Origin of the sequence: Streptomyces canus (assembly GCF_001514145.1) — a bacterium.
In the GTDB taxonomy this organism is placed as follows: domain Bacteria; phylum Actinomycetota; class Actinomycetes; order Streptomycetales; family Streptomycetaceae; genus Streptomyces; species Streptomyces canus.
Genome location: NZ_KQ948665.1, coordinates 86,762 through 106,769, shown reverse-complemented (window position 1 = coordinate 106,769; position 20,008 = coordinate 86,762). Strand labels below are relative to the sequence as shown.

General features: G+C 70.8%; 22 protein-coding genes. 6 read left to right on the top strand and 16 right to left on the bottom strand.

Annotation, left to right across the window (positions count from 1 at the left end):
* Positions 1 to 4: 4 nt before the first annotated feature.
* From gatC to AQJ46_RS29375, 6 genes are all read right to left on the bottom strand, one after another.
* Complete coding sequence (gene gatC / locus AQJ46_RS29400; protein ID WP_007384860.1) at positions 5 to 301, bottom strand: Asp-tRNA(Asn)/Glu-tRNA(Gln) amidotransferase subunit GatC; 297 nt, start codon at positions 299 to 301, stop codon at positions 5 to 7.
* Between the two features lie 138 nt (positions 302 to 439).
* Positions 440 to 2,680, bottom strand: coding sequence for a putative bifunctional diguanylate cyclase/phosphodiesterase (locus AQJ46_RS29395; RefSeq protein WP_059208446.1), 2,241 nt, complete (start codon positions 2,678 to 2,680; stop codon positions 440 to 442).
* Positions 2,681 to 2,952: 272 nt separating this feature from the next.
* Positions 2,953 to 5,145, bottom strand: coding sequence for an NAD-dependent DNA ligase LigA (ligA, locus tag AQJ46_RS29390; RefSeq protein ID WP_059208445.1), 2,193 nt, complete (start codon positions 5,143 to 5,145; stop codon positions 2,953 to 2,955).
* A gap of 15 nt (positions 5,146 to 5,160) precedes the next feature.
* Positions 5,161 to 6,162 (bottom strand): methionine synthase, encoded by a 1,002-nt coding sequence (locus tag AQJ46_RS29385; protein WP_059208444.1) that lies wholly within the window; start codon positions 6,160 to 6,162, stop codon positions 5,161 to 5,163.
* A 61-nt stretch (positions 6,163 to 6,223) separates the two neighbouring features.
* Positions 6,224 to 6,913, bottom strand: a complete 690-nt coding sequence (locus AQJ46_RS29380) for an SDR family oxidoreductase (RefSeq protein WP_059208443.1) — start codon at positions 6,911 to 6,913, stop codon at positions 6,224 to 6,226.
* Positions 6,914 to 6,936: 23 nt separating this feature from the next.
* Complete coding sequence (locus AQJ46_RS29375) at positions 6,937 to 7,476, bottom strand: LOG family protein (protein WP_059208442.1); 540 nt, start codon at positions 7,474 to 7,476, stop codon at positions 6,937 to 6,939.
* A 51-nt stretch (positions 7,477 to 7,527) separates the two neighbouring features.
* On the opposite strand from AQJ46_RS29375, the gene AQJ46_RS29370 reads away from it, so the two are divergent.
* Complete coding sequence (locus AQJ46_RS29370) at positions 7,528 to 7,851, top strand: DUF427 domain-containing protein (RefSeq protein ID WP_057616345.1); 324 nt, start codon at positions 7,528 to 7,530, stop codon at positions 7,849 to 7,851.
* A gap of 37 nt (positions 7,852 to 7,888) precedes the next feature.
* Complete coding sequence (locus AQJ46_RS29365; protein WP_059208441.1) at positions 7,889 to 8,671, top strand: alpha/beta fold hydrolase; 783 nt, start codon at positions 7,889 to 7,891, stop codon at positions 8,669 to 8,671.
* A 284-nt stretch (positions 8,672 to 8,955) separates the two neighbouring features.
* On the opposite strand, the gene mnmA is transcribed toward AQJ46_RS29365, so the two are convergent.
* Positions 8,956 to 10,080 (bottom strand): tRNA 2-thiouridine(34) synthase MnmA, encoded by a 1,125-nt coding sequence (gene mnmA / locus AQJ46_RS29360; protein WP_059208440.1) that lies wholly within the window; start codon positions 10,078 to 10,080, stop codon positions 8,956 to 8,958.
* Positions 10,081 to 10,140: 60 nt separating this feature from the next.
* Here mnmA and AQJ46_RS29355 point away from each other — a divergent pair, with 60 nt between their 5' ends.
* Both AQJ46_RS29355 and AQJ46_RS29350 read left to right on the top strand, forming a co-directional pair.
* On the top strand, positions 10,141 to 10,806 hold the full coding sequence (locus tag AQJ46_RS29355) for an N-acetylmuramoyl-L-alanine amidase (RefSeq protein ID WP_059208439.1): 666 nt from the start codon (positions 10,141 to 10,143) through the stop codon (positions 10,804 to 10,806).
* Positions 10,807 to 11,005: 199 nt separating this feature from the next.
* Positions 11,006 to 12,529: a multicopper oxidase family protein gene (locus AQJ46_RS29350; RefSeq protein WP_059208438.1), complete on the top strand. Its 1,524-nt coding sequence runs from the start codon at positions 11,006 to 11,008 to the stop codon at positions 12,527 to 12,529.
* A gap of 293 nt (positions 12,530 to 12,822) precedes the next feature.
* On the opposite strand, the gene AQJ46_RS55570 is transcribed toward AQJ46_RS29350, so the two are convergent.
* The 3 genes from AQJ46_RS55570 to AQJ46_RS29340 are packed head-to-tail and all read right to left on the bottom strand — an operon-like array spanning position 12,823 to position 14,456.
* Complete coding sequence (locus tag AQJ46_RS55570) at positions 12,823 to 13,029, bottom strand: hypothetical protein (RefSeq protein WP_159064065.1); 207 nt, start codon at positions 13,027 to 13,029, stop codon at positions 12,823 to 12,825.
* Positions 13,022 to 14,032 carry a zinc-dependent alcohol dehydrogenase gene (locus AQJ46_RS29345; protein WP_059208437.1) on the bottom strand — a complete coding sequence of 337 codons (1,011 nt, stop codon included), beginning with the start codon at positions 14,030 to 14,032 and terminating at the stop codon, positions 13,022 to 13,024. The genes AQJ46_RS55570 and AQJ46_RS29345 overlap by 8 nt, the downstream gene beginning before the upstream one ends.
* Positions 14,025 to 14,456, bottom strand: a complete 432-nt coding sequence (locus AQJ46_RS29340) for a tautomerase family protein (protein ID WP_059208635.1) — start codon at positions 14,454 to 14,456, stop codon at positions 14,025 to 14,027. Before AQJ46_RS29340 ends, AQJ46_RS29345 begins: the two co-directional genes overlap by 8 nt.
* A 128-nt stretch (positions 14,457 to 14,584) precedes the next feature.
* Here AQJ46_RS29340 and AQJ46_RS29335 point away from each other — a divergent pair, with 128 nt between their 5' ends.
* A complete protein-coding gene (locus tag AQJ46_RS29335; protein ID WP_059208436.1) occupies positions 14,585 to 15,169 on the top strand; it encodes a TetR/AcrR family transcriptional regulator in 585 nt (194 codons plus the stop codon).
* 27 nt (positions 15,170 to 15,196) lie between these two features.
* On the opposite strand, the gene AQJ46_RS29330 is transcribed toward AQJ46_RS29335, so the two are convergent.
* The 3 genes from AQJ46_RS29330 to AQJ46_RS29320 all read right to left on the bottom strand — a co-directional run bounded on the left by AQJ46_RS29330 (position 15,197) and on the right by AQJ46_RS29320 (position 17,251).
* Entirely contained in the window at positions 15,197 to 15,673 is a 477-nt protein-coding gene (locus AQJ46_RS29330; RefSeq protein WP_059208435.1) for a tautomerase family protein, read from the bottom strand.
* Positions 15,674 to 15,755: 82 nt separating this feature from the next.
* Positions 15,756 to 16,382, bottom strand: coding sequence for an NAD(P)-dependent oxidoreductase (locus tag AQJ46_RS29325; RefSeq protein ID WP_059208434.1), 627 nt, complete (start codon positions 16,380 to 16,382; stop codon positions 15,756 to 15,758).
* A gap of 26 nt (positions 16,383 to 16,408) precedes the next feature.
* Positions 16,409 to 17,251 (bottom strand): aldo/keto reductase, encoded by an 843-nt coding sequence (locus AQJ46_RS29320; protein WP_059208634.1) that lies wholly within the window; start codon positions 17,249 to 17,251, stop codon positions 16,409 to 16,411.
* Between the two features lie 72 nt (positions 17,252 to 17,323).
* Between AQJ46_RS29320 and AQJ46_RS29315 the strand changes: the two genes are divergently transcribed.
* Positions 17,324 to 17,989: a helix-turn-helix transcriptional regulator gene (locus AQJ46_RS29315; protein ID WP_059208433.1), complete on the top strand. Its 666-nt coding sequence runs from the start codon at positions 17,324 to 17,326 to the stop codon at positions 17,987 to 17,989.
* Positions 17,990 to 18,257: 268 nt separating this feature from the next.
* Here AQJ46_RS29315 and AQJ46_RS29310 read toward each other — a convergent pair whose 3' ends face one another.
* The 3 genes from AQJ46_RS29310 to AQJ46_RS56315 form a co-directional block, all read right to left on the bottom strand.
* Positions 18,258 to 19,427 carry a cysteine desulfurase family protein gene (locus AQJ46_RS29310; protein ID WP_059208432.1) on the bottom strand — a complete coding sequence of 390 codons (1,170 nt, stop codon included), beginning with the start codon at positions 19,425 to 19,427 and terminating at the stop codon, positions 18,258 to 18,260.
* 66 nt (positions 19,428 to 19,493) lie between these two features.
* Positions 19,494 to 19,760, bottom strand: coding sequence for a hypothetical protein (locus AQJ46_RS29305; RefSeq protein ID WP_059208431.1), 267 nt, complete (start codon positions 19,758 to 19,760; stop codon positions 19,494 to 19,496).
* A 35-nt stretch (positions 19,761 to 19,795) separates the two neighbouring features.
* Positions 19,796 to 19,960, bottom strand: a complete 165-nt coding sequence (locus AQJ46_RS56315; protein ID WP_167368235.1) for a hypothetical protein — start codon at positions 19,958 to 19,960, stop codon at positions 19,796 to 19,798.
* Positions 19,961 to 20,008: the final 48 nt, after the last annotated feature.

Below are 20,008 nucleotides of genomic sequence, written 5' to 3'. Positions count from 1 at the left end.
GCGATTAGTCCTCCCCCAGGATCTGCGGCACCTTGAAACGCTGCTGCTCCTGGGCCGGGGCGCCGGAGAGCGCCTGCTCGGGGGTGAGCGACGGACGGACCTCGTCCGCGCGCATGACGTTCGTCAGCGGGAGCGGGTGCGAGGTCGGCGGTACGTCTTGGTCGGCGACCTCACTGACGCGTGCGACCGCGCCGATGATGTCGTCCAGCTGTCCCGCGAAGTGCTCGAGCTCTTCGGGCTTCAGCTCCAGACGCGCCAGCCGTGCGAGGTGGGCGACCTCCTCGCGCGTGATGCCAGGCATGCAGCGATCCTCTGGGGGTGAGTGCGTGTGGTTTGGGGCCAATCCTATGGGGCGGGGGCCTCAGGCCGTTAAACGGTTTCCCCCGCCGTTGGTTCCCCGCGCCCCTGAGGGGCCCTCTCGCACCTCTGGGCTGCTGCGTCACTCCGCTGCCGGCAGCGCTGCCCTCGGCCTCTGCCAGCCTCGGGAGCCCCTGGCCAGGAGCCACGCCGTCGTCTCCTCCGGGGGCATCGCGGCTGCGACCAGCCAGCCCTGTACGGCGTCGCAGCCCATGTCGCGCAACCGCTCCCAGGTCTCGTCGTCCTCCACGCCCTCCGCCACGACCAGGAGGCCCAGGGAGTGCGCGAGGTCGACCGTGCAGCGGACGATCTCCGCGTCCTCGGTGTCGACGGCCAGCTTGGCCACGAACGAGCGGTCGATCTTCAGTTCGCTGACGGGGAGGCGGCGCAGGTGGACCAGGGAGGAGTAGCCCGTGCCGAAGTCGTCCAGGGACATCTTCACGCCGTGCCCCGTCAGTGCGGCGAGAGTGTCCGCGGCCCGCGAGGGGTCCTCGAGGAGGACGTGTTCGGTGATCTCCAGCTGGAGGGCTCCCGCCGGGACGCCGTGCCGGGCCAAGCGTGCGGCCACCGAGCCGGCGAAGCCCGGGGTGTGGACGTCACGCGGGGAGACGTTGACCGCCACCGGGACGAACAGGCCGTGCGCCCGCCACTCGGCGACCTGGGCGAGAGCCGTGTCGAGGACGTACTCGGTGAGGTGGGGCATCAGTCCGGACGACTCGGCGATCGCGATGAACTCGTCCGGCGGTACCTTCCCGCGCTCCGGATGCACCCAGCGCACCAGGGCCTCCAGACCGGCGACCTGTCCGTCGAAGCGGACCTTGGGCTGGTAGTGCAGCTGCACCTCGTGCGCGTCCAGCGCCCGGCGCAGATCGCCGAGCAGCCCGAGCCGGTCCGGGGTGTTGGAGTCCCGCTTGGACTCGTACACCTCTACGCCCGTACGGTCCCGCTTGGCCTGGTACATCGCCACGTCGGCCCGCCGCAGCAGCCCCTCGGCGTCCACGGCGTGGTCGGGGAAGACGGCGACGCCGGCGCTGGCCTCCAGGACGAGGGTCAGCCCGTCGAGATCGAGCGGGGAGCTGAGGGCCGCGACCAGGTTGCGGGCGACCCGGGTCGCGGAGGTCGTGGAGTCGGCGACCGGCAGTAAGACGGCGAACTCGTCGCCGCCGAGCCGTGCCGCCTCCGCACCGCGAGGCAGCGCGATCCGCAGCCGGTCGGCGATCTGGAGGAGCAGCCGGTCACCGGCGAGGTGCCCCAGGGTGTCGTTGACCGAGCGGAAGCGGTCGAGGTCGATGAGCATCAGGGCGGACCGGGCGCCGATGCGCTCGGCGTCGTCCAGGGCGGACCAGATGCGCTCCAGGAGCCACTGGCGGTTGGGTAGTCCGGTCAGCGGGTCGCGCAGTTGCTCCTCGGCGCGGGCCCGGGCCATCCACAGCGTGGAGTCGAGGGCGATGAGGGGGATCGCGAACAACGGGAGCAGCACGGGTTTGGCGGCGGCGACCACGCAGACCAGGGGGGCGATGCCGAGCAGCGCGACCGCGACCAGGCCCTGTCTGACCAGGGCGGTGCGGGCCACGGTGGGCAGACCGGCGTGCCGGGAGGAATGCAGGTGCCAGCCCAGGGCCCGGGTGACCGCGAGGTAGGCGATGGCGACCAGGACCACTTCGGGACCGGTGTAGAAGGTCCAGGTGTCGGGGTTCCAGGGGGTCTCGACGGACGGCGACTGACCGAACGCGGCGATGACCAGGCCGCCGGTGGCTATCCCGAGCATGTCCACCGCGCCGTGCAGGATGCCCTGCCGCCAGCGGTGGCGCCGGGCTATGCCGACCAGCAGGACGACGGTGAGGCTGACCATCCCGGCGGGCACCCAGCCGTACAGGAGCAGGACGGCGAGGGTCAGGGCGGCGCCCGAGCCGGTGCCGCCCCACCAGCGGGCCCGGCCGAGGGCGACCAGATGGCCGACGATGACGCCGGTCAGCACGGCCAGCGACCAGCCGACGGTGCCGGACGGGAAGAGGGCGTGGCCGCCGGTGAACGCCCGGTAGAAGCCCGCGCCCAGCACGAAGCCGGCCGCCGAGACGACCGCCGTGGGCAGGGCGGGCCAGGACAGCTGCCGGTCGGGGTCGGAGTCCGGCATACCGGGGGCGCGCTCGGCGGTGAGCTGTGCGGCACCGGGGCCGCCGGCCGCGGTGTACTGTCCGGCGGCGCGCCGCTCCGCGCCCGGACGCTCCGAAGGCCGCCCGGCCCAGCGGCTCGACCGCCATGCGCCGGTGAGCCGGCGCATGCGCAGCCGTGAGTCCGGGGCGGCGCTCTCGGTCGGTTCCATTCCCGTCCCTCTCACAGCCGGCGGTGCCCACGCCACGCGGCTCGTTCGCCCGACAAAATCCTCGACGGCGCCGCGTTGGAAAAACCTTCCCCTTGCTCTTCAGGAGCAAAGGGATGCCCCGACCGCAGCTGGGCACGGCAGGCGCATGTCTCAACAGTAGGCCGCAGAAGGCTTCCACGGGCAGCGGTCGTCGACGGTTGCCCGAATGCGCCCCGGCCACCCGTATGCATCTGGTATGCGCCGATCGGGTGGCCTTCAACCTCCGCTGCTCGCTACTCCTCCGTGGGAAGCGCCACATCGGTGGCTGCCTCGGGGCCCTGTTCCAGCAGCACGTCGAAGCCGTCCTCGTTCAGAACGGGCACCTTGAGTTGCATCGCTTTGTCGTACTTAGACCCCGGATTGTCACCTACGACGACGAAAGACGTCTTCTTCGAAACCGAACCGGTGACTTTCGCCCCTCTGGTCTGCAAGGCCTCTGTGGCCCCGTCGCGGGTGAAGCGCTCCAGGGTGCCGGTGACGACGACGGTGAGCCCTTCGAGGGGACGCGGACCCGCGTCCTCCCCCGAGCCCTCCTCCTCCGTGCGCACCCCCGCGGCCTTCCACTTGCGCAGGATCTCCTGGTGCCAGTCCTCCGCGAACCATTCCTTGAGGGACCTGGCGATGATCGGGCCGACGCCGTCGGTGTTCGCCAGTTCCTCCTCGCTCGCCTGCTCGATGCGGTCGATCGAGCGGAAGTTGCGCGCCAGCGCCTCGGCGGCGACCGGGCCGACATGGCGGATCGACAGACCGGTGAGGACGCGGGCGAGCGGGCGCTCCTTGGCGGCCGCGATGTTCTCCAGCATGGCGACGGCGTTCTTCTTGGGCTCGCCCTGCTGGTTGGCGAAGACGGTGGCGATCTTCTCCTCGCCGGTCTTCGGGTCACGCTTGGGCAGACCGCTGTCCTGGTCGAGGACGTACGCCTTGATGGGCAGCAGTTGTTCGATGGTGAGGTCGAACAGGTCGCCCTCGTCGGTCAGCGGCGGGTCCGAGGGCTCCAGCGGCTTGGTGAGGGCCGCGGCCGCGACATACCCGAAGTGCTCGATGTCCAGCGACTTGCGGCCCGCGAGGTAGAACAGGCGTTCGCGCAGCTGGGCGGGGCAGGTCCGGGCGTTGGGGCAGCGCAGGTCGACGTCGCCCTCCTTCATGGGCCGCAGGCCCGTACCGCACTCCGGGCACTCGCTCGGCATCACGAACTCGCGCTCGCTGCCGTCGCGCAGGTCGACCACCGGGCCGAGGATCTCCGGGATGACGTCACCGGCCTTGCGCAGCACCACGGTGTCGCCGATGAGGACGCCCTTGGCCTTGACGACGTCCTGGTTGTGCAGGGTCGCGAACTCGACCTCCGAGCCGGCCACCGTCACCGGCTCGACCTGGGCGTACGGCGTGATCCGGCCCGTACGGCCCACGCCCACGCGGATGTTGATGAGCTTGGTGTTGACCTCTTCGGGCGCGTACTTGTACGCGATCGCCCAGCGAGGGGCGCGGGAGGTGGAGCCGAGGCGGCCCTGGAGGGGGATCTCGTCGAGCTTGACGACGGCCCCGTCGATCTCGTGCTCCACGGAGTGGCGGTTCTCGCCGAAGTACGCGATGAACTCCCGGACGCCGTCGAGACCGTCGACCACCTTGTTGTGCTTGGCGGTGGGCAGGCCCCAGGACTTCAGGAGGTCGTAGCCCTGGGAGAGGCGGGTCATGCCGTTGAAGCCCTCCAGGACGCCGATGCCGTGCACGACCATGTGGAGGGGGCGGGTGGCGGTGACGCGCGGGTCCTTCTGGCGCAGCGAACCGGCCGCCGCGTTGCGCGGGTTGGCGAAGGGCTTGTCGCCGGCCTCGACCAGGCGGGCGTTGAGCTCCTCGAACTTCTCCATCGGGAAGTAGACCTCGCCGCGGATCTCCACGAGGTCGGGGACCTTGTCGCCGGTGAGGCGGTCCGGGATCTCGGCGATCGTGCGGACGTTGGGCGTGATGTCCTCGCCGGTGCGGCCGTCGCCGCGGGTCGCCGCGCGGGTGAGGCGGCCGTGCTCGTAGGTGAGGTTGACGGCGAGACCGTCGACCTTGAGCTCGCACAGCAGGTGGTAGTCGGTGGTGCCGACGTCCTTGGCGACCCGCTCGGCCCAGGCCGCCAACTCCTCGTCGCTGAAGGCGTTGTCCAGGGAGAGCATGCGGGAGCGGTGCTGGACGGACGTGAAGTCGGTCTCGTAGGCCCCCGCGACCTTCTGGGTCGGCGAGTCGGGGGTGCGCAGCTCGGGGTACTCGTCCTCGAGGGACTCGAGGGAGCGCAGGAGCTTGTCGAAGTCGGCGTCGCTGATGACCGGGGCGTCGTTCACGTAGTAACGGAAGCGGTGCTCCTCGATCTGCTCAGCGAGCTGCGCGTGCTTCTCCCGTGCCTCGGCGGGCACCGTCGTCTCCGCTTGCTTGTCGCCGGCCACCGTGTTGTCCTCCCGTTACTCTGGGTTGTCCGCGAGGGACCTCGCCGCCTGGGCGCAGTGGGCGAGAGCCTTGCGCGCGTACTCGGGGGAGGCCCCCGCGAGCCCGCACGACGGAGTGACCGTGACCGCCTCCGCGAGAAGTCCCGGATGCAGCCCCAGCCTGCGCCACAGCGTCCTGACACCCATGACGCTACCGGCAGGGTCTGACAATGCCGTGTCCGTCCCGGGCACGACACCGGCGAAGAGCCTCGTCCCCCCTTCCACCGCCTCGCCGATCGCATCGTCGTCACGCTCGGTGAGGAGCGAGAAGTCGAAGGAGACCGCCGCCGCACCCGCCCTCCGCAGCAGGGCGAACGGGACGTCCGGTGCGCACGAGTGGACCACGACGGGGCCACCCACGTGAACCCCGACGACGTCGCGCAGCCCGGCCTCGACGACCTGCCGATCGACGGCCCGGTGGGTGCGGTACCCGCTGGCGCTCCTCACCTGCCCGCGCAGGACGCCGATGAGGGACGGCTCGTCGAGCTGGAGCACGATCTGCGCCCCGGGAATCCGCCTGCGGACCTCCTCCAGGTGCAGGCGCAGTCCCTCGGCCAGCGAGCCGGCGAGGTCCCGGCACGCGCCGGGGTCGGAGAGGGCGACCTCGCCGTTGCGCAGCTCCAGCGTGGCGGCCAGCGTCCAGGGACCGACGGCCTGCACCTTCAGCTGCCCCTCGTACCCCTGGGTGAACTCCTCCAGCGCGTCGAGGTCCTCGCCCAGCCAGGACCGCGCCCGCTTGGTGTCCCGCCCCGGCCGGTCCCCGATCCGCCACCCACTGGGCTCCACGCGCGCGTACAGCTCGACGAGCATTCCGGCGGTACGGCCGATCATGTCGGCGCCGGGGCCGCGGGCGGGCAGTTCGGGCAGGAACGGGAAGTCCTCGAAGGAGCCGGTGGCGGTCCTGGCGGCCTCACGGGCGTCGCCGCCGGGGAGGGAGCCGATGCCGGTGGCGGGGGCGAAGCGAAGGTCTGCGGTCACGTGTGAAGCCTACGTAGGTGACCGGCGTGGTTCTCGCACGGTTCTCGCCCCCACCGAACCGTCAGCGACCGGGGCGGACCGTCAGGTCATTGATCTCCGCATCCCGCGGCAGGTCGATCGCCGTCAGGATCGTCGTGGCGACCGACTCGGGGTCGATCCATCGCGCGGGGTCGTAGTCCTTGCCCTCCTGCTGGTGGACCTTGGCCTGCATGGGGCTCGCCGTGCGGCCGGGGTAGATCGAGGTGACGCGGACGCCGTTCGCGTGCTCCTCGTGGCGCAGGGAGTCCGCCAGGGCCTTGAGGCCGTGCTTGGAGGCGGCGTACGCGGACCAGTCGGCGTGCGCGTTGAGCCCCGCGCCCGAGTTCACGAACACCACATGGCCCCGGGCCGTCCGGAGCTGGGGCAGGAAGTGGCGGGTCAGCTCGGCCGGAGCGATCAGGTTGACGTTCAGCTGGTGGCGCCAGGTCTTCGGGGTCAGCTCGCCGACCGGGCCGAGGTCGACCACACCCGCGATGTGCAGCAGGGAGTCCACCCGGTCCGGCAGCGACTGGTGCGAGAAGGCCCAGCTCAGCTTGTCGGGGTCGGCCAGATCCCCGACAAGGGTCCGCGCCCCGGGGAACTCCGCCGCCAGCTCCTTCGCCCGGCCCGCGTCACGTGCGTGCAGCACGAGTTCGTCCCCGCGCGCGTGCAGACGGCGGGTCACCGCCGCACCGATGCCGGAGCCCGCTCCAGTGATCACATGTGTAGCCATGCCGCCATGCTCGCATCAGGGCGTCAGCGCGTACCGAGCGACTCCTCCAGGTACGCCAGCGCCCCCACCGGCTCCTCCGCGAAGAACACCAGATCGGTGAGCGGACGGGGCAGGAACCCCTCGTCCTCCATGCGGCGGAACTGCTCCTTCAACCCGTCGTAGAAGCCCGCCGTGTTCAGCAGCACCACCGGCTTCTCGGTGTGCCCGTGCTTCTTCAGCTCCAGGATCTCGGTCGCCTCGTCGAGCGTGCCCGTGCCACCCACCATGATCACCACGGCGTCGGCCTTCTCCAGGAGCAGTTTCTTCCGTTCGGCGAGGTCCTTCGCGATGACCATCTCGTCGACGCCCGGGCGGACCTTGGCGGCCAGGAACTCCACGGAGACCCCGACGAGCCGTCCGCCCGCGTCCTGCACCCCGTCGGCGACCACCTTCATGAGGCCCACGTCCGAGCCGCCCCACACCAGCGTGTGGCCGCCCTTGCCCAGCAGCTTCGCGAACTCCCGCGCGGGGCGCGTGTAGCGGTCGTCGAGGTCGGCGGCGGAGAGGAAGACGCAGATTCGCATGTGGTCACCGTACGCGGGAAGAACCGGGGGCCCGCGAGCGCTTTTCTCTGTATGGCCGAAGGACACACGATCACCATCGAGCAAGCCGACCAGCACGTGCGCGTGGTGCACGGCGACCAGGTCCTCGCGGAGAGCGAACGGCCCCTCGTGCTGCGCGAGACGGGCTCTCCCGTGCGGTACTACCTCCCCGCCGAGGACGTACGACTCGACCTGCTGACCCCCTCCGACACCCACACCTACTGTCCCTTCAAGGGCACCGCGTCCTATTGGTCCCTGCCGGACGCGCCCGACCTGGTGTGGTCCTATCCCGAGCCGAAGCCCGCCGTCGCCGAGATCAAGGACCACCTCTGTTTCTACGAGGTCGACGTGTCCTGACCGATGATTTCCGTGCGGTGCGGCAGTCTCCACAGGCATGGACAAGAAGACCCTCTCGCGCGACGGCACGCCGATCGCGTACGAACGCACCGGACACGGGCCGGCAGTCATCCTCGTCAGCGGCGCGATGTCCACGGGCGGCACGGTCGCGCCCCTGGCCGTGCCGCTGTCCGAGCGGTTCGACGTGTTCGTGTACGACCGCCGGGGCCGCGGTGCGAGCGGCGACACGGCGCCGTACGCGGTGGCCCGTGAGGTCGAGGACCTCGCCGCGCTCATCGAGGCGGCGGGCGGTGAGGCGTGCCTGTGCGGCATCTCGTCCGGCGGTGCGCTGGTCCTGGAGGCCGCGGCGAGCGGACTGCCGGTGCGCCGGGTCGCCGTCTACGAGACGCCGTACGCCGACTTCCTGGCCGGCGGCGCGGAGCGGAACGCCGAGTACACCGAGAAGCTGACGGCAGCGCTCGCCGAGGGCCGGCGCGGGGACGCGGTGGAGCACTTCCTGCGGCTCACCGGCATGGGCGAGGGGATGATCCAGGGCGCCCGCCAGTCCCCCATGTGGCCCGGCATGGAGGCGGTCGCCCCGACGCTCGCCTACGACAACTCGGTCATGGCCGGCGGTCTGGTGCCCCGGGACCGGCTGGCCTCGATCACGGTCCCGTTGCTGGCGGTTGCGGGCGGCGCGAGCCCCGAGTGGATGCGCGAGGGCACCAGGGCGGTCGCGGAGGCGGCGCCGAAGGGCGCGTACCGCGTCCTGGAGGGCCAGACCCACATGGTGGACCCGACGGCCCTCGGACCGGTGCTGGCGGAGTTCTTCGCGGCCTGACCATCCGCCACCCGGCACCCGGGGGTGGCGGGATGTGCCCGTACGCGCGGGCCCGTGGCGACGGCGCGTACGGGCGGCACCGCCGGGCGACCCGCCCGAGGCCCGCGGGCACGCGCGCGTGGCACCCTGACACACCTCAGGGCCGTGCGCACGCGCCACGCACCGGTGGACGATCCGCCCGACACCGACCACGCACCCGCGCGCGGCACCCCTGTACACAGCAACCGGGGCCGGCCCTTCCCACCCGCCTACACCGCCAGGCAACCCTGGCGGGCGACGGGGTCTCAGGCCACGTCCGCCGTCACCCGCGCCGTGGTCGCGATCGTCGCCGAACCCACCACCCGTGTGCCGTCGTAGAGGACGATCGCCTGGCCGGGGGCCACCCCGCGGACGGGCTCCGCGAACGACACCCGCAACTCGCCGTCCACCAGTTCCGCGGTGACCTCGGTCTCGCCGCCGTGGGCGCGGAGCTGGGCCGTGTAGGTGCCGGGGCCCGTCGGGGCCGCGCCGCACCAGCGGGGTTTGATCGCGGTCAGGGCGTTCACGTCCAGCGCGGCGGCCGGGCCGACCGTCACCGTGTTGTTCACCGGTGAGATGTCGAGAACATAGCGCGGCTTGCCGTCGGCGGCCGGGGTGCCGATCCTGAGGCCCTTGCGCTGGCCGATGGTGAAGCCGTACGCGCCCTCGTGGGAGCCGATCTTCGCGCCCGACTCGTCGACGATGTCACCCTCCGCCTTACCGAGGCGCGAGGCGAGGAAACCCTGGGTGTCTCCGTCGGCGATGAAGCAGATGTCGTGCGAGTCGGGCTTCTTGGCGACCGCGAGACCCCGGCGCTCGGCCTCGGCGCGGATCTCGTCCTTGGTGGTGACGGTGTCGCCGAGCGGGAACAGGGCGTGCGCCAGCTGCTTCTCGTCCAGGACACCGAGGACGTACGACTGGTCCTTGGCCATGTCGGAGGCGCGGTGCAGCTCCCGGGAGCCGTCCGCGAGCGTGACGACCTTCGCGTAGTGGCCCGTGCACACCGCGTCGAAGCCCAGCGCGAGCGCCTTGTCGAGCAGGGCGGCGAACTTGATCTTCTCGTTGCAGCGCAGGCAGGGGTTGGGGGTGCGGCCGGCCTCGTACTCGGCGACGAAGTCCTCGACGACGTCCTCGCGGAAGCGGTCGGCGAGGTCCCAGACGTAGAACGGGATGCCGATGACGTCGGCGGCGCGGCGGGCATCGCGCGAGTCCTCGATGGTGCAACAGCCACGCGCGCCCGTGCGGAACGATTGAGGGTTCGCGGAGAGCGCGAGATGGACGCCGGTCACATCATGGCCGGCTTCGGCGGCGCGGGCGGCGGCGACGGCGGAGTCGACTCCTCCGGACATGGCGGCGAGTACACGAAGAGGGCGCGGCGTGGTGTCAGTCATAACCCCTCAAGGGTACGGGGACGCGGGAACCGAAGCCCACGAGTATCCGTTGACGATCACATGGGGGAGAAACAGGCATCCGCGGACGGCGACCGGCGCATCGGGCGACGGGCCCTGCTCATCGGCGGGACGGCGGCGGCCGTGGGCTCGGCGGTGCTGGCCCGCGACGAGTTGGCGCGCCTGTGGTGGCGGGCGCCGGGTGTGGAGAAACCGCGTGTCCAGGGCGCGGTCGACTTCCGCGGCGCGCAGTGGGTGGCAGCCTCCGACGCGAACTGGCGGCGGGCGGACCGACCCGACGACTACGGCATAGACATGGTGATCATCCATGTCACCCAGGGCAGCTTCGCCAGCGCGGTGAAGGTGTTCCAGGACCCGGGGCACGGCGCGGCCGCGCACTACATCGTCCGCAAGGACGGGCACGTCACGCAGATGATCCGCGAGCTGGACGTGGCGTACCACGCGGGCAACCGCGCCTACAACGAACGCAGTGTGGGCATCGAGCACGAGGGATTCGTCGACCGGCCCGAGGACTTCACGGACGAGATGTACGCGGCTTCGGCGCGGCTCACGGCGGGGATATGCGCGCGGTACGCCATACCCGTCGACCGCGAGCACATCATCGGCCATGTGGAGGTGCCGGGCACGGACCACACCGACCCCGGCGAACACTGGGACTGGGAGCGGTACATGCGGCTGGTGCGGAAGGTGCCCAGTGCCTCGGCCTAGCCAAGAACATTCCGCTTGGTTATGAACATGCGGCCAAGACCGCCCGCCCGACATGTCCCGCATGCCGATCATGACCTGCGGACCGTCAACTTGGTTTTTTTCAATGGAGTTGATCCAGGCCCCGCCCTCACAGCTTCCCGGGCTCGCGCCTAGCTTCACCCCAGTCCTCACACAGCTCTTACGTCGAGGCTCCCCGGCCATGACACACACCACAGACGGCCTGGGGGCCAAGCCCGAGCACTCCAAGGAGAGCAGGGGCCACAAGAAGGGTCTGCACCGGCGGAAGTTCCTCGGCGGGATGGCCGGGGTGGGCCTCGGAGCCGTGGGGGCGGCAGGCGCCGCCTTCTCCCTGCTGACCGAGGGCACCCGCAGCAAGGCGGCCGCCGCGACGGACGGCACCCTCACCATTCCGGACCTGCTGGAGGGCACCACCTCCGACGGCACCACCACCTTCACCCTGGCGGCGCAGACCGGCACCGCCGAGGTGCTCAGCGGCGTCACCAGCAGCACCGCGGGTTACAACCAGTCATTCCTCGGCCCCACCCTGAAGTGGACCAAGGGCGACACCGTGCTGCTGAACATCACCAACAGCCTCACCGAGGACACCACCGTCCACTTCCACGGCGCCCATGTCCCGCCCAAGATGGACGGCGGCCCGCAGAACGCCTTCTCCGCCGGGACGACCTGGTCCCCCACCTTCACGGTCCTGGACGAGGCCAAGACCCTCTGGTACCACCCGCACGCCCTGGGCACCACGGCCAAGCAGGCCACCCATGGCCTGGCCGGGATGATCATCGTCGAGGACGACTCCGACACGTCCGCCGCACTGCCCGGCGACTACGGCGTCGACGACATCCCGCTCGTCTTCCAGTGTCTGGCCGTCGACAGCGCCGGAGACATCAAGTACGACCAGACCGGCTATCTCAGCTCCGGTCTCAGCTTCCCGCTGCTGGTGAACGGCGAGAACGTCGACGACACCACGCTCTCCTTCGCCGCCACCAAGACCCGCAACCGCTTCCGCGCGCTCAACGCCTCACCGTCGGACATCATCACCCTCCAGCGCAGCGACGGCGGCACGCTCACCCAGATCGCCACGGACCAGGGCTATCTGACGGAGGCGGCCGAGGTGACCACCATCCGTCTGGTGGCCGGCGCCCGCGCCGAGTTCGTCATGGACGTCGGCGAGGACGTCACGCTCCAGGCCGTCATCACGACGGGCTGGATCCGCGGCGGCTCCGGTACGTACGACTTCCTCACCGTCACGGCGGGCGGCACCGACACCCCGGACGACCTGCCGAGCACGCTCAACACCATCGAGCGGTACGACACCTCCGACTTCACGGCGCGCACGATCACCCTCAGCAACACGGGCGCGACCATGAAGATCAACGGCTCGGCCGGGCTCAGCATGTCCAGCATGACCATGATCAGCACCACGCTGGGCGCGAAGGAGATATGGACGATCACCAACGCCAGCCAGCTGGAGCACTCGTTCCATCTGCACGACGTGCCCTACCAGCTCGTCTCGATCAACGGTGAGGAGCCGACAGGAGTCGACCTCGGCTGGTACGACACGTTCGAGGTCGTCGGCGGCGGACAGATCGTGATCGCGATGGAGTTCACCGACTTCGCCGACGACACGTACATGTACATGCTCCACTGCCATCTGCTCCAGCACGAGGACGAGGGGATGATGGCCTCCCTCATGGTCACGGAGAGCTGACCGGAACAGACGGTCTCTCCAAGCCTCGTCAGCGGGCTGCCACCGGTAGTGGACGTGCCGGCGGCAGCCCCTGGCCAGGCGCGCCGCGCCACAGCCGCGGGAAGGACGCGGCGAAGGCGAGCGCGGAGGCGATGAGGAACGCGCAGAGGTTGAGGATCAGGGTGCGGCCCGCGGTGGGTTCGCCGGAGTGGAGCGCGACGAGACCGAGCCCGAGAAGCAGGTTGCGGACGGCGACGCCCGAGCGCCAGAGGGTGACCTCGGGGCGTCGGCGAGCGTGCCGACGACGAGATGGGTCAGGGCCGCGAGCAGGGCAGCGTTTCTCGGCCGCGCAGTTCGTGGCCGAGGCGGGTGATGGCCGCCTTGTGGTGTTCCAGTTCCTCGGCTGTCGCCGGCGTGGGTTCGGTGCCAGGGCCGGTGGGTGGCATGTCGGTGAGGGAGGTGCGCATCGGGTATCTCGGTGCGGTGGGCTGGTGGGGTGCGGGCCGGATGGGGTCAGTCATCGGCCCGGACGAAGACCGGCTTGAGGTGTTTCTCCGGCAGCGCGGTCGGCAGGTCCTCCCAGTCGATGACGTGGGAGACCACCTTTTCGGGTGCGACCCTGCCGGAGGCGGCGAGTTCGAGGGCGTGGGGGATGTGGGCGCGTACGTTGTCGCGCGCGATGCGCAGCGTGACGCCGTTGAGGTACATGTCGAGCAGGGGCAGCTCGCCGGGGCGGAAATGGTTGCCCGCCGACTCGCAGATGCCCTCCGGGCTCAGGGACTTGACGGTCAGGCCGAGCTGGTCGACGCGGCCGGTGGCCTCGACGGCGATGTCGTAGCCCTGGGGGAGCGGGTCCAGGGTCTCGGCGGTGGCGGCCCCGAACGCGCGGGCCAGGGTGCGGTGTTCGGGGTCGGGGTCGACGTAGAGCACTTCGGAGGCGCCGAGGGCGCGGGCGATGTCGCAGACGTACAGGCCGATGCTGCCGCGGGCGACGACCAGGACGCGTGCTCCGGGGCGGGCCTTGAGGTGCGGGGCGACCAGGCGCCAGGCCAGGGACCAGTTGTCACTGGCGGAGGCCATGGCGACCGGGTCGAGGCCGGCCGGTAGCGGGACGAGCATGGCGTCGGCGTAGGGCACGCGGACCAGGTCGGAGAAGAGCCCGCCCCAATTGCCGCCGATCGGTGCGCCGTACATCGCCATGTAGGGGACGGCGGTGCAGTGCGCGGTCAGTCCGGCCCGGCACCGCTCGCAGGCGCCGCAGTTGATGGACCAGGGGACGACGACCAGGTCGCCGGGGGCGACCGCGGTGACGGCGTCGCCGGTCTCGACGACCCGGGCGACGCACTCGTGGCCGAGGGCGAACGGCGGGTCGATGAAGCCGTGACCGGCGAGGATGGAGGAATCGACGTCGCAGGAGGTGGCGGCCACCGGTGCGACGATCGCCTCCTGGTCGGACTGGGGTTTCGGGTCGGGTGCCTCGCGCCACTCGACGGTGCGCCGGGCGGCATAGGTCAGTTCACGCATCGGCGCGCCGGCCCTTCGCCAGTGCCACCAGGTCGGCATGGCGAACGACGGAGCCGCCCGCGCCCCACGTGCCGTCGGGCTGCTCTTGCACGAGCACCCACACCCGCAGGGCGTCGTCCTGGCCGAGGCCGGCTGCGGCCAGGACGGTCTTCGTCGCCTCCTCGACCAGGCCCGCTTTGCGGCGCTCGGACAGGGCTCCTTGCGGGACGGTGACCTCGACCAGGAAGCGCGGCGCGTCGTCCTCGGCGGTGATCTGGGCGCCTTCCGGCACTTCGACGAGATAGCTCCACGCCTGGGCGCGGAAGAACGCCGTGTCGGGTGCGCCCTCCCAGCGCAGCAGTACGGCGGCGAGGTCGCGCTGGATGCTCTGGCGGCTTTGTTCGGCCAGGGCGCCGGCCGGGGCCGTGAGCCGGATCATCGGCATGGGCATACCTCTCTTCGTTTCGTTCGACTCTTCGCTCGACGACGCAGTTCTATGACAGTCGTTATAAGCCACGGTCACGCTAGACTATGACGATCGTTATATCCAGTGGGTCAGAAGGGATCGTGTACGTGACCAAGCCCAGCCCGGCGGCACGCGAGCGGATTGTGGCCGGTGCGGCCGACATGATCAGCCGGCGCGGCCTGAACGCGACGAGCATCCGCGAGATGGCCAAGCACGCCAGGGCGCCGCTCGGCTCGACGTACCACTACTTCCCTGAAGGCAAGCAGCAGTTGGCCACCGAGGCCGTCCGCCATACGGGCGAGTGGGTCGCGCGCCGTCTGCGCAAGGAGCTGGAGGCGGGGCCGGTCGCCGGGCTGCGGGCGTTCCTCGACCTGTGGCGCAAGATCGTCGTCGACAGTGACTTCAGGGCGGGCTGCCCGGTTCTCGCCGTCTCCATCGAGGAACCGCCCACCGGCGAGACGCCCCCCGCCGTGGTGGCCGCCGCCGACGTCTTCACCGCATGGGAGAGCCTGCTGTCCGCCTCGCTGCGCGAGCATGGCGTCGAGCGCGAGCAGGCCGTCCAGCTCGCCACCCTCGTCGTCGCGGCCGTGGAGGGGACCGTGGCCATGTGCCGCGCCAAGCGCAGCATCGAGCCCCTCGACCACACTGCGGAGCAACTGCAGGCGCTGATCCTCGCCACGATCAAGGGCTGAGCCGGCCCGCGCCCGACGCCTCGGGCTTCAGACACCCAGCGCGGCGCGGACGGCCTTGACCCTCTGCTCCGTGAACACCCCGCTGCCAAGGAGCGGGAGGACGGACAGCACGCCCCCGGACGAGCCCCAGCTGCCCTCGTCGATCACGCGGAAGTTGACCCACCACGTCGGTGACGGCTCCGCCAGTCCGCAAGCCACCGCCAGTGCGGCCAGGACGCGCTCGATGACCTGGGCTCGCACGTCCGGCTGCCAGGCGGCGTCCATGACCGCGATGTCGATCACCATCACGTCGAGTTCCCGGTCGGCGTCCGAAAGCAGCCGTCCGCCGATCGCCATCATGTCCCGCTCGCGCTCGACGAAGTGCACCTGGAACCCGACGCGTGCGGCCGGAGCCGGCTGCCCCACCTCGGGCACCAGTACCGCGTCCGTCAGCGTCTCGGCCAACTCTCGGCGCTGCTCCAGACCCAGGCGCCCCTTCGGGGCGTTCACGGTAATGATCGTCACAACATCCTCCTATGACAGTCGTTATAGACATCGGCAGACTACACCTGTCTATAACGACTGTCATAGGAGGCGGTGTGGGCGCTCAGTCGGAGATCACGGCGGTGCGGTGGATCCACTCGTTGCCCTGTGCCGCCGTGTGCATGAAGGCGGCCACGTCCGCACGGCTGATCGTCGGGTTGCCCTTCATCGGCAGCCGGTCGTCCGCACGGTAGGTGCCCTTGGCGGGGCCGTGGGTCAGCCTGGTCGGGTACACCACGGTCCAGTCCAGCCCGCTGGAGCGGATGCTCTCGTCCGCGATCGCCTTGTCGGCGTAGATCGACCGCAGCAGCGTGCCGTAGATCAGCTTCTGCGCACTGCTCGACCAGCCGAAGGTATGGCCGACACCGAATGACGACAGCCACACCAAGCGGGAGACGCCCGCTTCCCCGGCCGCACCTGTCACGGCCGCCGAGGCGCGTGTGAAGAGACCGTCGGCGCGCACCGAGCTCCCCCTGCCGAGCGCGGAGACGATCGCATCGTGCCCGACCGCGGCGGCGGCGAGGTCGCGCTGCGAGGTGGCGTCGCCGGTGACTGTGGTGACCTGCTCGGTCAGGTCACCCAGAGCCGCCGGATTGCGGACGAAGGCCGTTACCGAGTCGCCGGATCGCACGGCCAGGTCGACGACATGACGACCGGTGGGACCGGTCGCACCGAGGATCAGCAGCTTCATGACAGGGGCTTCTTTCGTGTGCGATGTCAGGAGAGGTCGGCGAGGTCTTCGTCGGTGAGGACGATCGCGGCGGCAGCCATGTTGTCCTCCAGGTGGGAGAGGGACCCCGTGCCCGGGATGGCCAGGGCCACCGGCGATGAGGCCAGCAGCCGGGCCAGACCGATCTGGGGGACGGTGGCGCGGTGCCGGGCCGCCACCTTGGCCAGACGCTCGTCGTCGAGTTCCCGACCGCCGCCCACCGGGAAGAAGGGCACAAAGGCGATTCCGGACTCCTCGCATGCGGCCAGGAGGTCCGCTTCGTCGCCCTGGGCAGCGTGGTTCTGCACGGCTGTGACAGGTGCGATGGCACGAGCCTGCGCGAGATGGCCCGTGTCGACGTTGCTGAGGCCGAGGTGCCGGATCAGGCCCTCCTCACGCAGCGCCGCGAGCGCCTCGAAGCGCTCGGCGAGGGACTCACCGTGCGGGGGTGTCATTGCCCCGATGCGCAGGTAGACCAGGTCGAGGCGGTCCACGCCCAGGCCATCGAGGTTGGCTTCGACAAAGCCACGCATGTCGCCCGGGGCACCGTGGGAGAGGCCGTCGGGGCCGATGACGGGGCCCACCTTGGTGGCGATGACCAGGTCGGACGGGTAGGGGTGCAGGGCCTCACGGATCAGGGTGTTCGCTCGCACCACACCGCCGGCGCTGAAGTAGAAGTCGGCCGTGTCGACGTGGTCGACCCCGAGTTCAACGGCGCGCCGCAGTACGGCACGGCCGGCCTCGGGGTCACGAGCGGGACCGCCCATGCCGTCCTTGGACGGCAGGCGCATGGCGCCGAAGCCGAGCCTGTTGACGTTCAGGTCGCCGCCGAGGCGGAATCTGTTGCTCATGGCCACAGCCTGCAAGGTCCGGCATCAACCGACGAGCCTGTGGCACTTTGCTGCCACCGGCACAATGGACGCATGACACAGGTCATGACGCTTCGCGGTGATCTCGAGCTCTGGGCGCGACTCAAGCCGTTGGCGGAGTCGGACCACGCGGAATGGGCCAACGTCGCCCGCGACCTCGACACCTGGCCCGGCGCTCGTGAGGCTGCCCGCCTGACGATGCGTCGTGACGGGGCGGTTCGGGCCCGCAAGCTCTACAGCCCCGCCGTGCTCGCTGACGAGCGGGACCGGGAAGCCCTGCGCGAGATGGCAGCACACGGCATGCGGATCCGGATCACCGTCGCCCCGTTGTCCCGGGGAACCATCTTCATCGACCGGCGAACCATGATCCTCACAAGCCCCCTGCCATCCGTCCCGGCCGCCCAGGGACGCCGCCCCTACACCATGAGTGCCATGCCGGCCCTGGTCGACGGGGCCTACGCGCTGTTCGAAGCCGCATGGGAGAGCGCTACCGATCTCGCTGCCTTCCTGAGCGCCGAATGGCCCCGGATCGACGCCCAGACCGCAAGGGTTCTGCGTGCCCTGGCCTCCGGCGCCACCGACGAGACGGCCGCACGGGAACTCGGCATGTCGCTGCGCACCTACCGTCGCCGGGTCGCCGAACTGCTCGTTGTTCTCGACGCGGGCTCCCGTTTCCAGGCTGGACTACGCGCGGGCGAGATGGGCCTGGCCCTCGGGTGATCACCGTCGTCCACTGACAGGCTCGGATAGGGCTCCAGCCGACCACCATCCCGTTCAGCGGGTGGACAGGCCGACAGCGCTTGTCCACCCGGCACTTCGACTGCGCTGCCCAACGAGCGACGAGTCGAGGGCGGCGAGCACCGGCCGGAACGTCCGGCTTCGACATCGAGCAGGACGTACCGGGTGACGTCCATGACGCTGACGAGCGTCTTCTGCGTGCCGGCTGACGAACAAGGGTGGCTTGGCGAGTGTTCCTGCTGCGGCGGCGTTACGTCAGCCCCGCCGCGCGGGCGCGCTCCACCGCCGGGCCGATGGCCTTCGCGACCGCCTCGACGTCCGCCTCGGTGGAGGTGTGGCCGAGGGAGAAGCGGAGGGTGCCGCGGGCCAGGTCGGGGTCGGTGCCGGTGGCCAGCAGGACGTGGCTGGGCTGGGCGACGCCCGCGGTGCAGGCGGAGCCGGTGGAGCACTCGATGCCCTGGGCGTCCAGGAGCAGCAGCAGGGAGTCGCCCTCGCAGCCGGGGAAGGTGAAGTGGGCGTTGGCCGGAAGACGGCCCCCCGGCGCCGGGTCGCCGCCGAGGATCGCGTCCGGGACCGCCGTACGGACCGCCTCGACCAGGGCGTCGCGCAGGGCGCCGATCTCGAGCTCGAACCACTCGCGCTGCTCGGCGGCGAGGCGGCCGGCCACCGCGAAGGAGGCGACGGCGGGGACGTCGAGGGTGCCGGAGCGGACGTGGCGCTCCTGGCCGCCGCCGTGCAGGACGGGGACGGGGGTCCACTCGCGGCCGAGGACCAGGGCGCCGATGCCGTACGGGCCGCCGATCTTGTGACCGGAGACCGTCATCGCGGCGAGGCCGGAGGCGGCGAAGTCGACGGGGACCTGACCGAAGGCCTGGACGGCGTCGGCGTGCAGCGGGACGCCGAACTCCGCGGTGACGTCGGCGAGTTCGCGGACCGGCAGGACCGTGCCGATCTCGTTGTTGGCCCACATGACCGTGGCCAGGGCGACGTCGTCGGGGTCGCGGGCGATCGCCGCGCGCAGGGCGTCGGGATGGACCCGGCCGTACTTGTCGACGGGGAGGTACTCGACGGTGGCGCCCTCGTGTTCGCCGAGCCAGTGGACGGCGTCGAGGACGGCGTGGTGTTCGACGGGGCTCGCGAGAACCCGCGTCCTTGCGGGGTCCGCGTCGCGCCGGGACCAGAACAGGCCCTTCACGGCGAGGTTGTCGGCCTCCGTGCCGCCCGAGGTGAAGACGATCTCGCTGGGCCGGGCGCCCAGCGCCTCCGCGAGGGTCTCGCGGGATTCCTCGACCGTGCGGCGGGCTCTGCGGCCGGATGCGTGGAGGGAAGAGGCGTTGCCGGTGGCGCCGAGGTGCGCGGTGAGTGCCTCGACCGCCTCGGGGAGCATCGGGGTGGTCGCGGCGTGGTCGAGGTATGCCATGGTGACGCCGATTCTACGGGTCGCATGTGAGCACCCTCAGGCCAGGACCGGCCGATGCCGGCAGGCTCAGAAGCTCCAGGACGGCGTGCTGTCCAGCTGCATGAACGCCACCAGGACCAGCAGGTCGGCCACTCCGAGACCGAGGCCCAGGTAGGCACGGCCGCGGCGCGCGGTGCCGCGCCACAGGGCCACCGAGGCCAGGACGATGGCGATCGGGCCGAGGAAGACATTGAGGACGAGAAGGCCGAGGAGGCCGAGGACGAAGGACGCCACGGCCATGCCGTCGGCGTCGCTGGCGCCGGTGCGGGGGGTGGCCTGCGCGGTGAGCTGCATGGTGATCAGTGCTCCTGGGGACGGTGGGGCGGGGGTCAGTGGGCCGAGGTGTGGCGGCGGGAGTAGCGCTCGCGGAGCGCGAAGATGCCCAGCCAGGCGGCGATCACGACGGCGGCGACGGCGGTGAAGGTGAGCGGCGCGTGGGCGACGGTGCCCAGGACGACGCCGAGCAGCATGAGTGCGGCGACGAGGAACAGCATGGGACGGATCCCCCTCCGAGATGACTGTCGTTACGTTTGGGTGAACAG

What these genes read in the sequence shown, in the direction of transcription:
- gatC (WP_007384860.1), bottom strand. Translation starts at nt 301, where the DNA reads ATGCCTGGCATCACGCGCGAGGAGGTCGCCCACCTCGCACGGCTGGCG.
- AQJ46_RS29395 (WP_059208446.1), bottom strand. Translation starts at nt 2,680, where the DNA reads ATGGAACCGACCGAGAGCGCCGCCCCGGACTCACGGCTGCGCATGCGC.
- AQJ46_RS29380 (WP_059208443.1), bottom strand. Translation starts at nt 6,913, where the DNA reads ATGGCTACACATGTGATCACTGGAGCGGGCTCCGGCATCGGTGCGGCG.
- AQJ46_RS29375 (WP_059208442.1), bottom strand. Translation starts at nt 7,476, where the DNA reads ATGCGAATCTGCGTCTTCCTCTCCGCCGCCGACCTCGACGACCGCTAC.
- AQJ46_RS29370 (WP_057616345.1), top strand. Translation starts at nt 7,528, where the DNA reads ATGGCCGAAGGACACACGATCACCATCGAGCAAGCCGACCAGCACGTG.
- AQJ46_RS29365 (WP_059208441.1), top strand. Translation starts at nt 7,889, where the DNA reads ATGGACAAGAAGACCCTCTCGCGCGACGGCACGCCGATCGCGTACGAA.
- mnmA (WP_059208440.1), bottom strand. Translation starts at nt 10,080, where the DNA reads ATGACTGACACCACGCCGCGCCCTCTTCGTGTACTCGCCGCCATGTCC.
- AQJ46_RS29355 (WP_059208439.1), top strand. Translation starts at nt 10,141, where the DNA reads ATGGGGGAGAAACAGGCATCCGCGGACGGCGACCGGCGCATCGGGCGA.
- AQJ46_RS29350 (WP_059208438.1), top strand. Translation starts at nt 11,006, where the DNA reads ATGACACACACCACAGACGGCCTGGGGGCCAAGCCCGAGCACTCCAAG.
- AQJ46_RS55570 (WP_159064065.1), bottom strand. Translation starts at nt 13,029, where the DNA reads ATGACTGACCCCATCCGGCCCGCACCCCACCAGCCCACCGCACCGAGA.
- AQJ46_RS29345 (WP_059208437.1), bottom strand. Translation starts at nt 14,032, where the DNA reads ATGCGTGAACTGACCTATGCCGCCCGGCGCACCGTCGAGTGGCGCGAG.
- AQJ46_RS29340 (WP_059208635.1), bottom strand. Translation starts at nt 14,456, where the DNA reads ATGCCGATGATCCGGCTCACGGCCCCGGCCGGCGCCCTGGCCGAACAA.
- AQJ46_RS29325 (WP_059208434.1), bottom strand. Translation starts at nt 16,382, where the DNA reads ATGAAGCTGCTGATCCTCGGTGCGACCGGTCCCACCGGTCGTCATGTC.
- AQJ46_RS29320 (WP_059208634.1), bottom strand. Translation starts at nt 17,251, where the DNA reads ATGAGCAACAGATTCCGCCTCGGCGGCGACCTGAACGTCAACAGGCTC.
- AQJ46_RS29315 (WP_059208433.1), top strand. Translation starts at nt 17,324, where the DNA reads ATGACACAGGTCATGACGCTTCGCGGTGATCTCGAGCTCTGGGCGCGA.
- AQJ46_RS29310 (WP_059208432.1), bottom strand. Translation starts at nt 19,427, where the DNA reads ATGGCATACCTCGACCACGCCGCGACCACCCCGATGCTCCCCGAGGCG.
- AQJ46_RS29305 (WP_059208431.1), bottom strand. Translation starts at nt 19,760, where the DNA reads ATGCAGCTCACCGCGCAGGCCACCCCCCGCACCGGCGCCAGCGACGCC.
- AQJ46_RS56315 (WP_167368235.1), bottom strand. Translation starts at nt 19,960, where the DNA reads ATGCTGTTCCTCGTCGCCGCACTCATGCTGCTCGGCGTCGTCCTGGGC.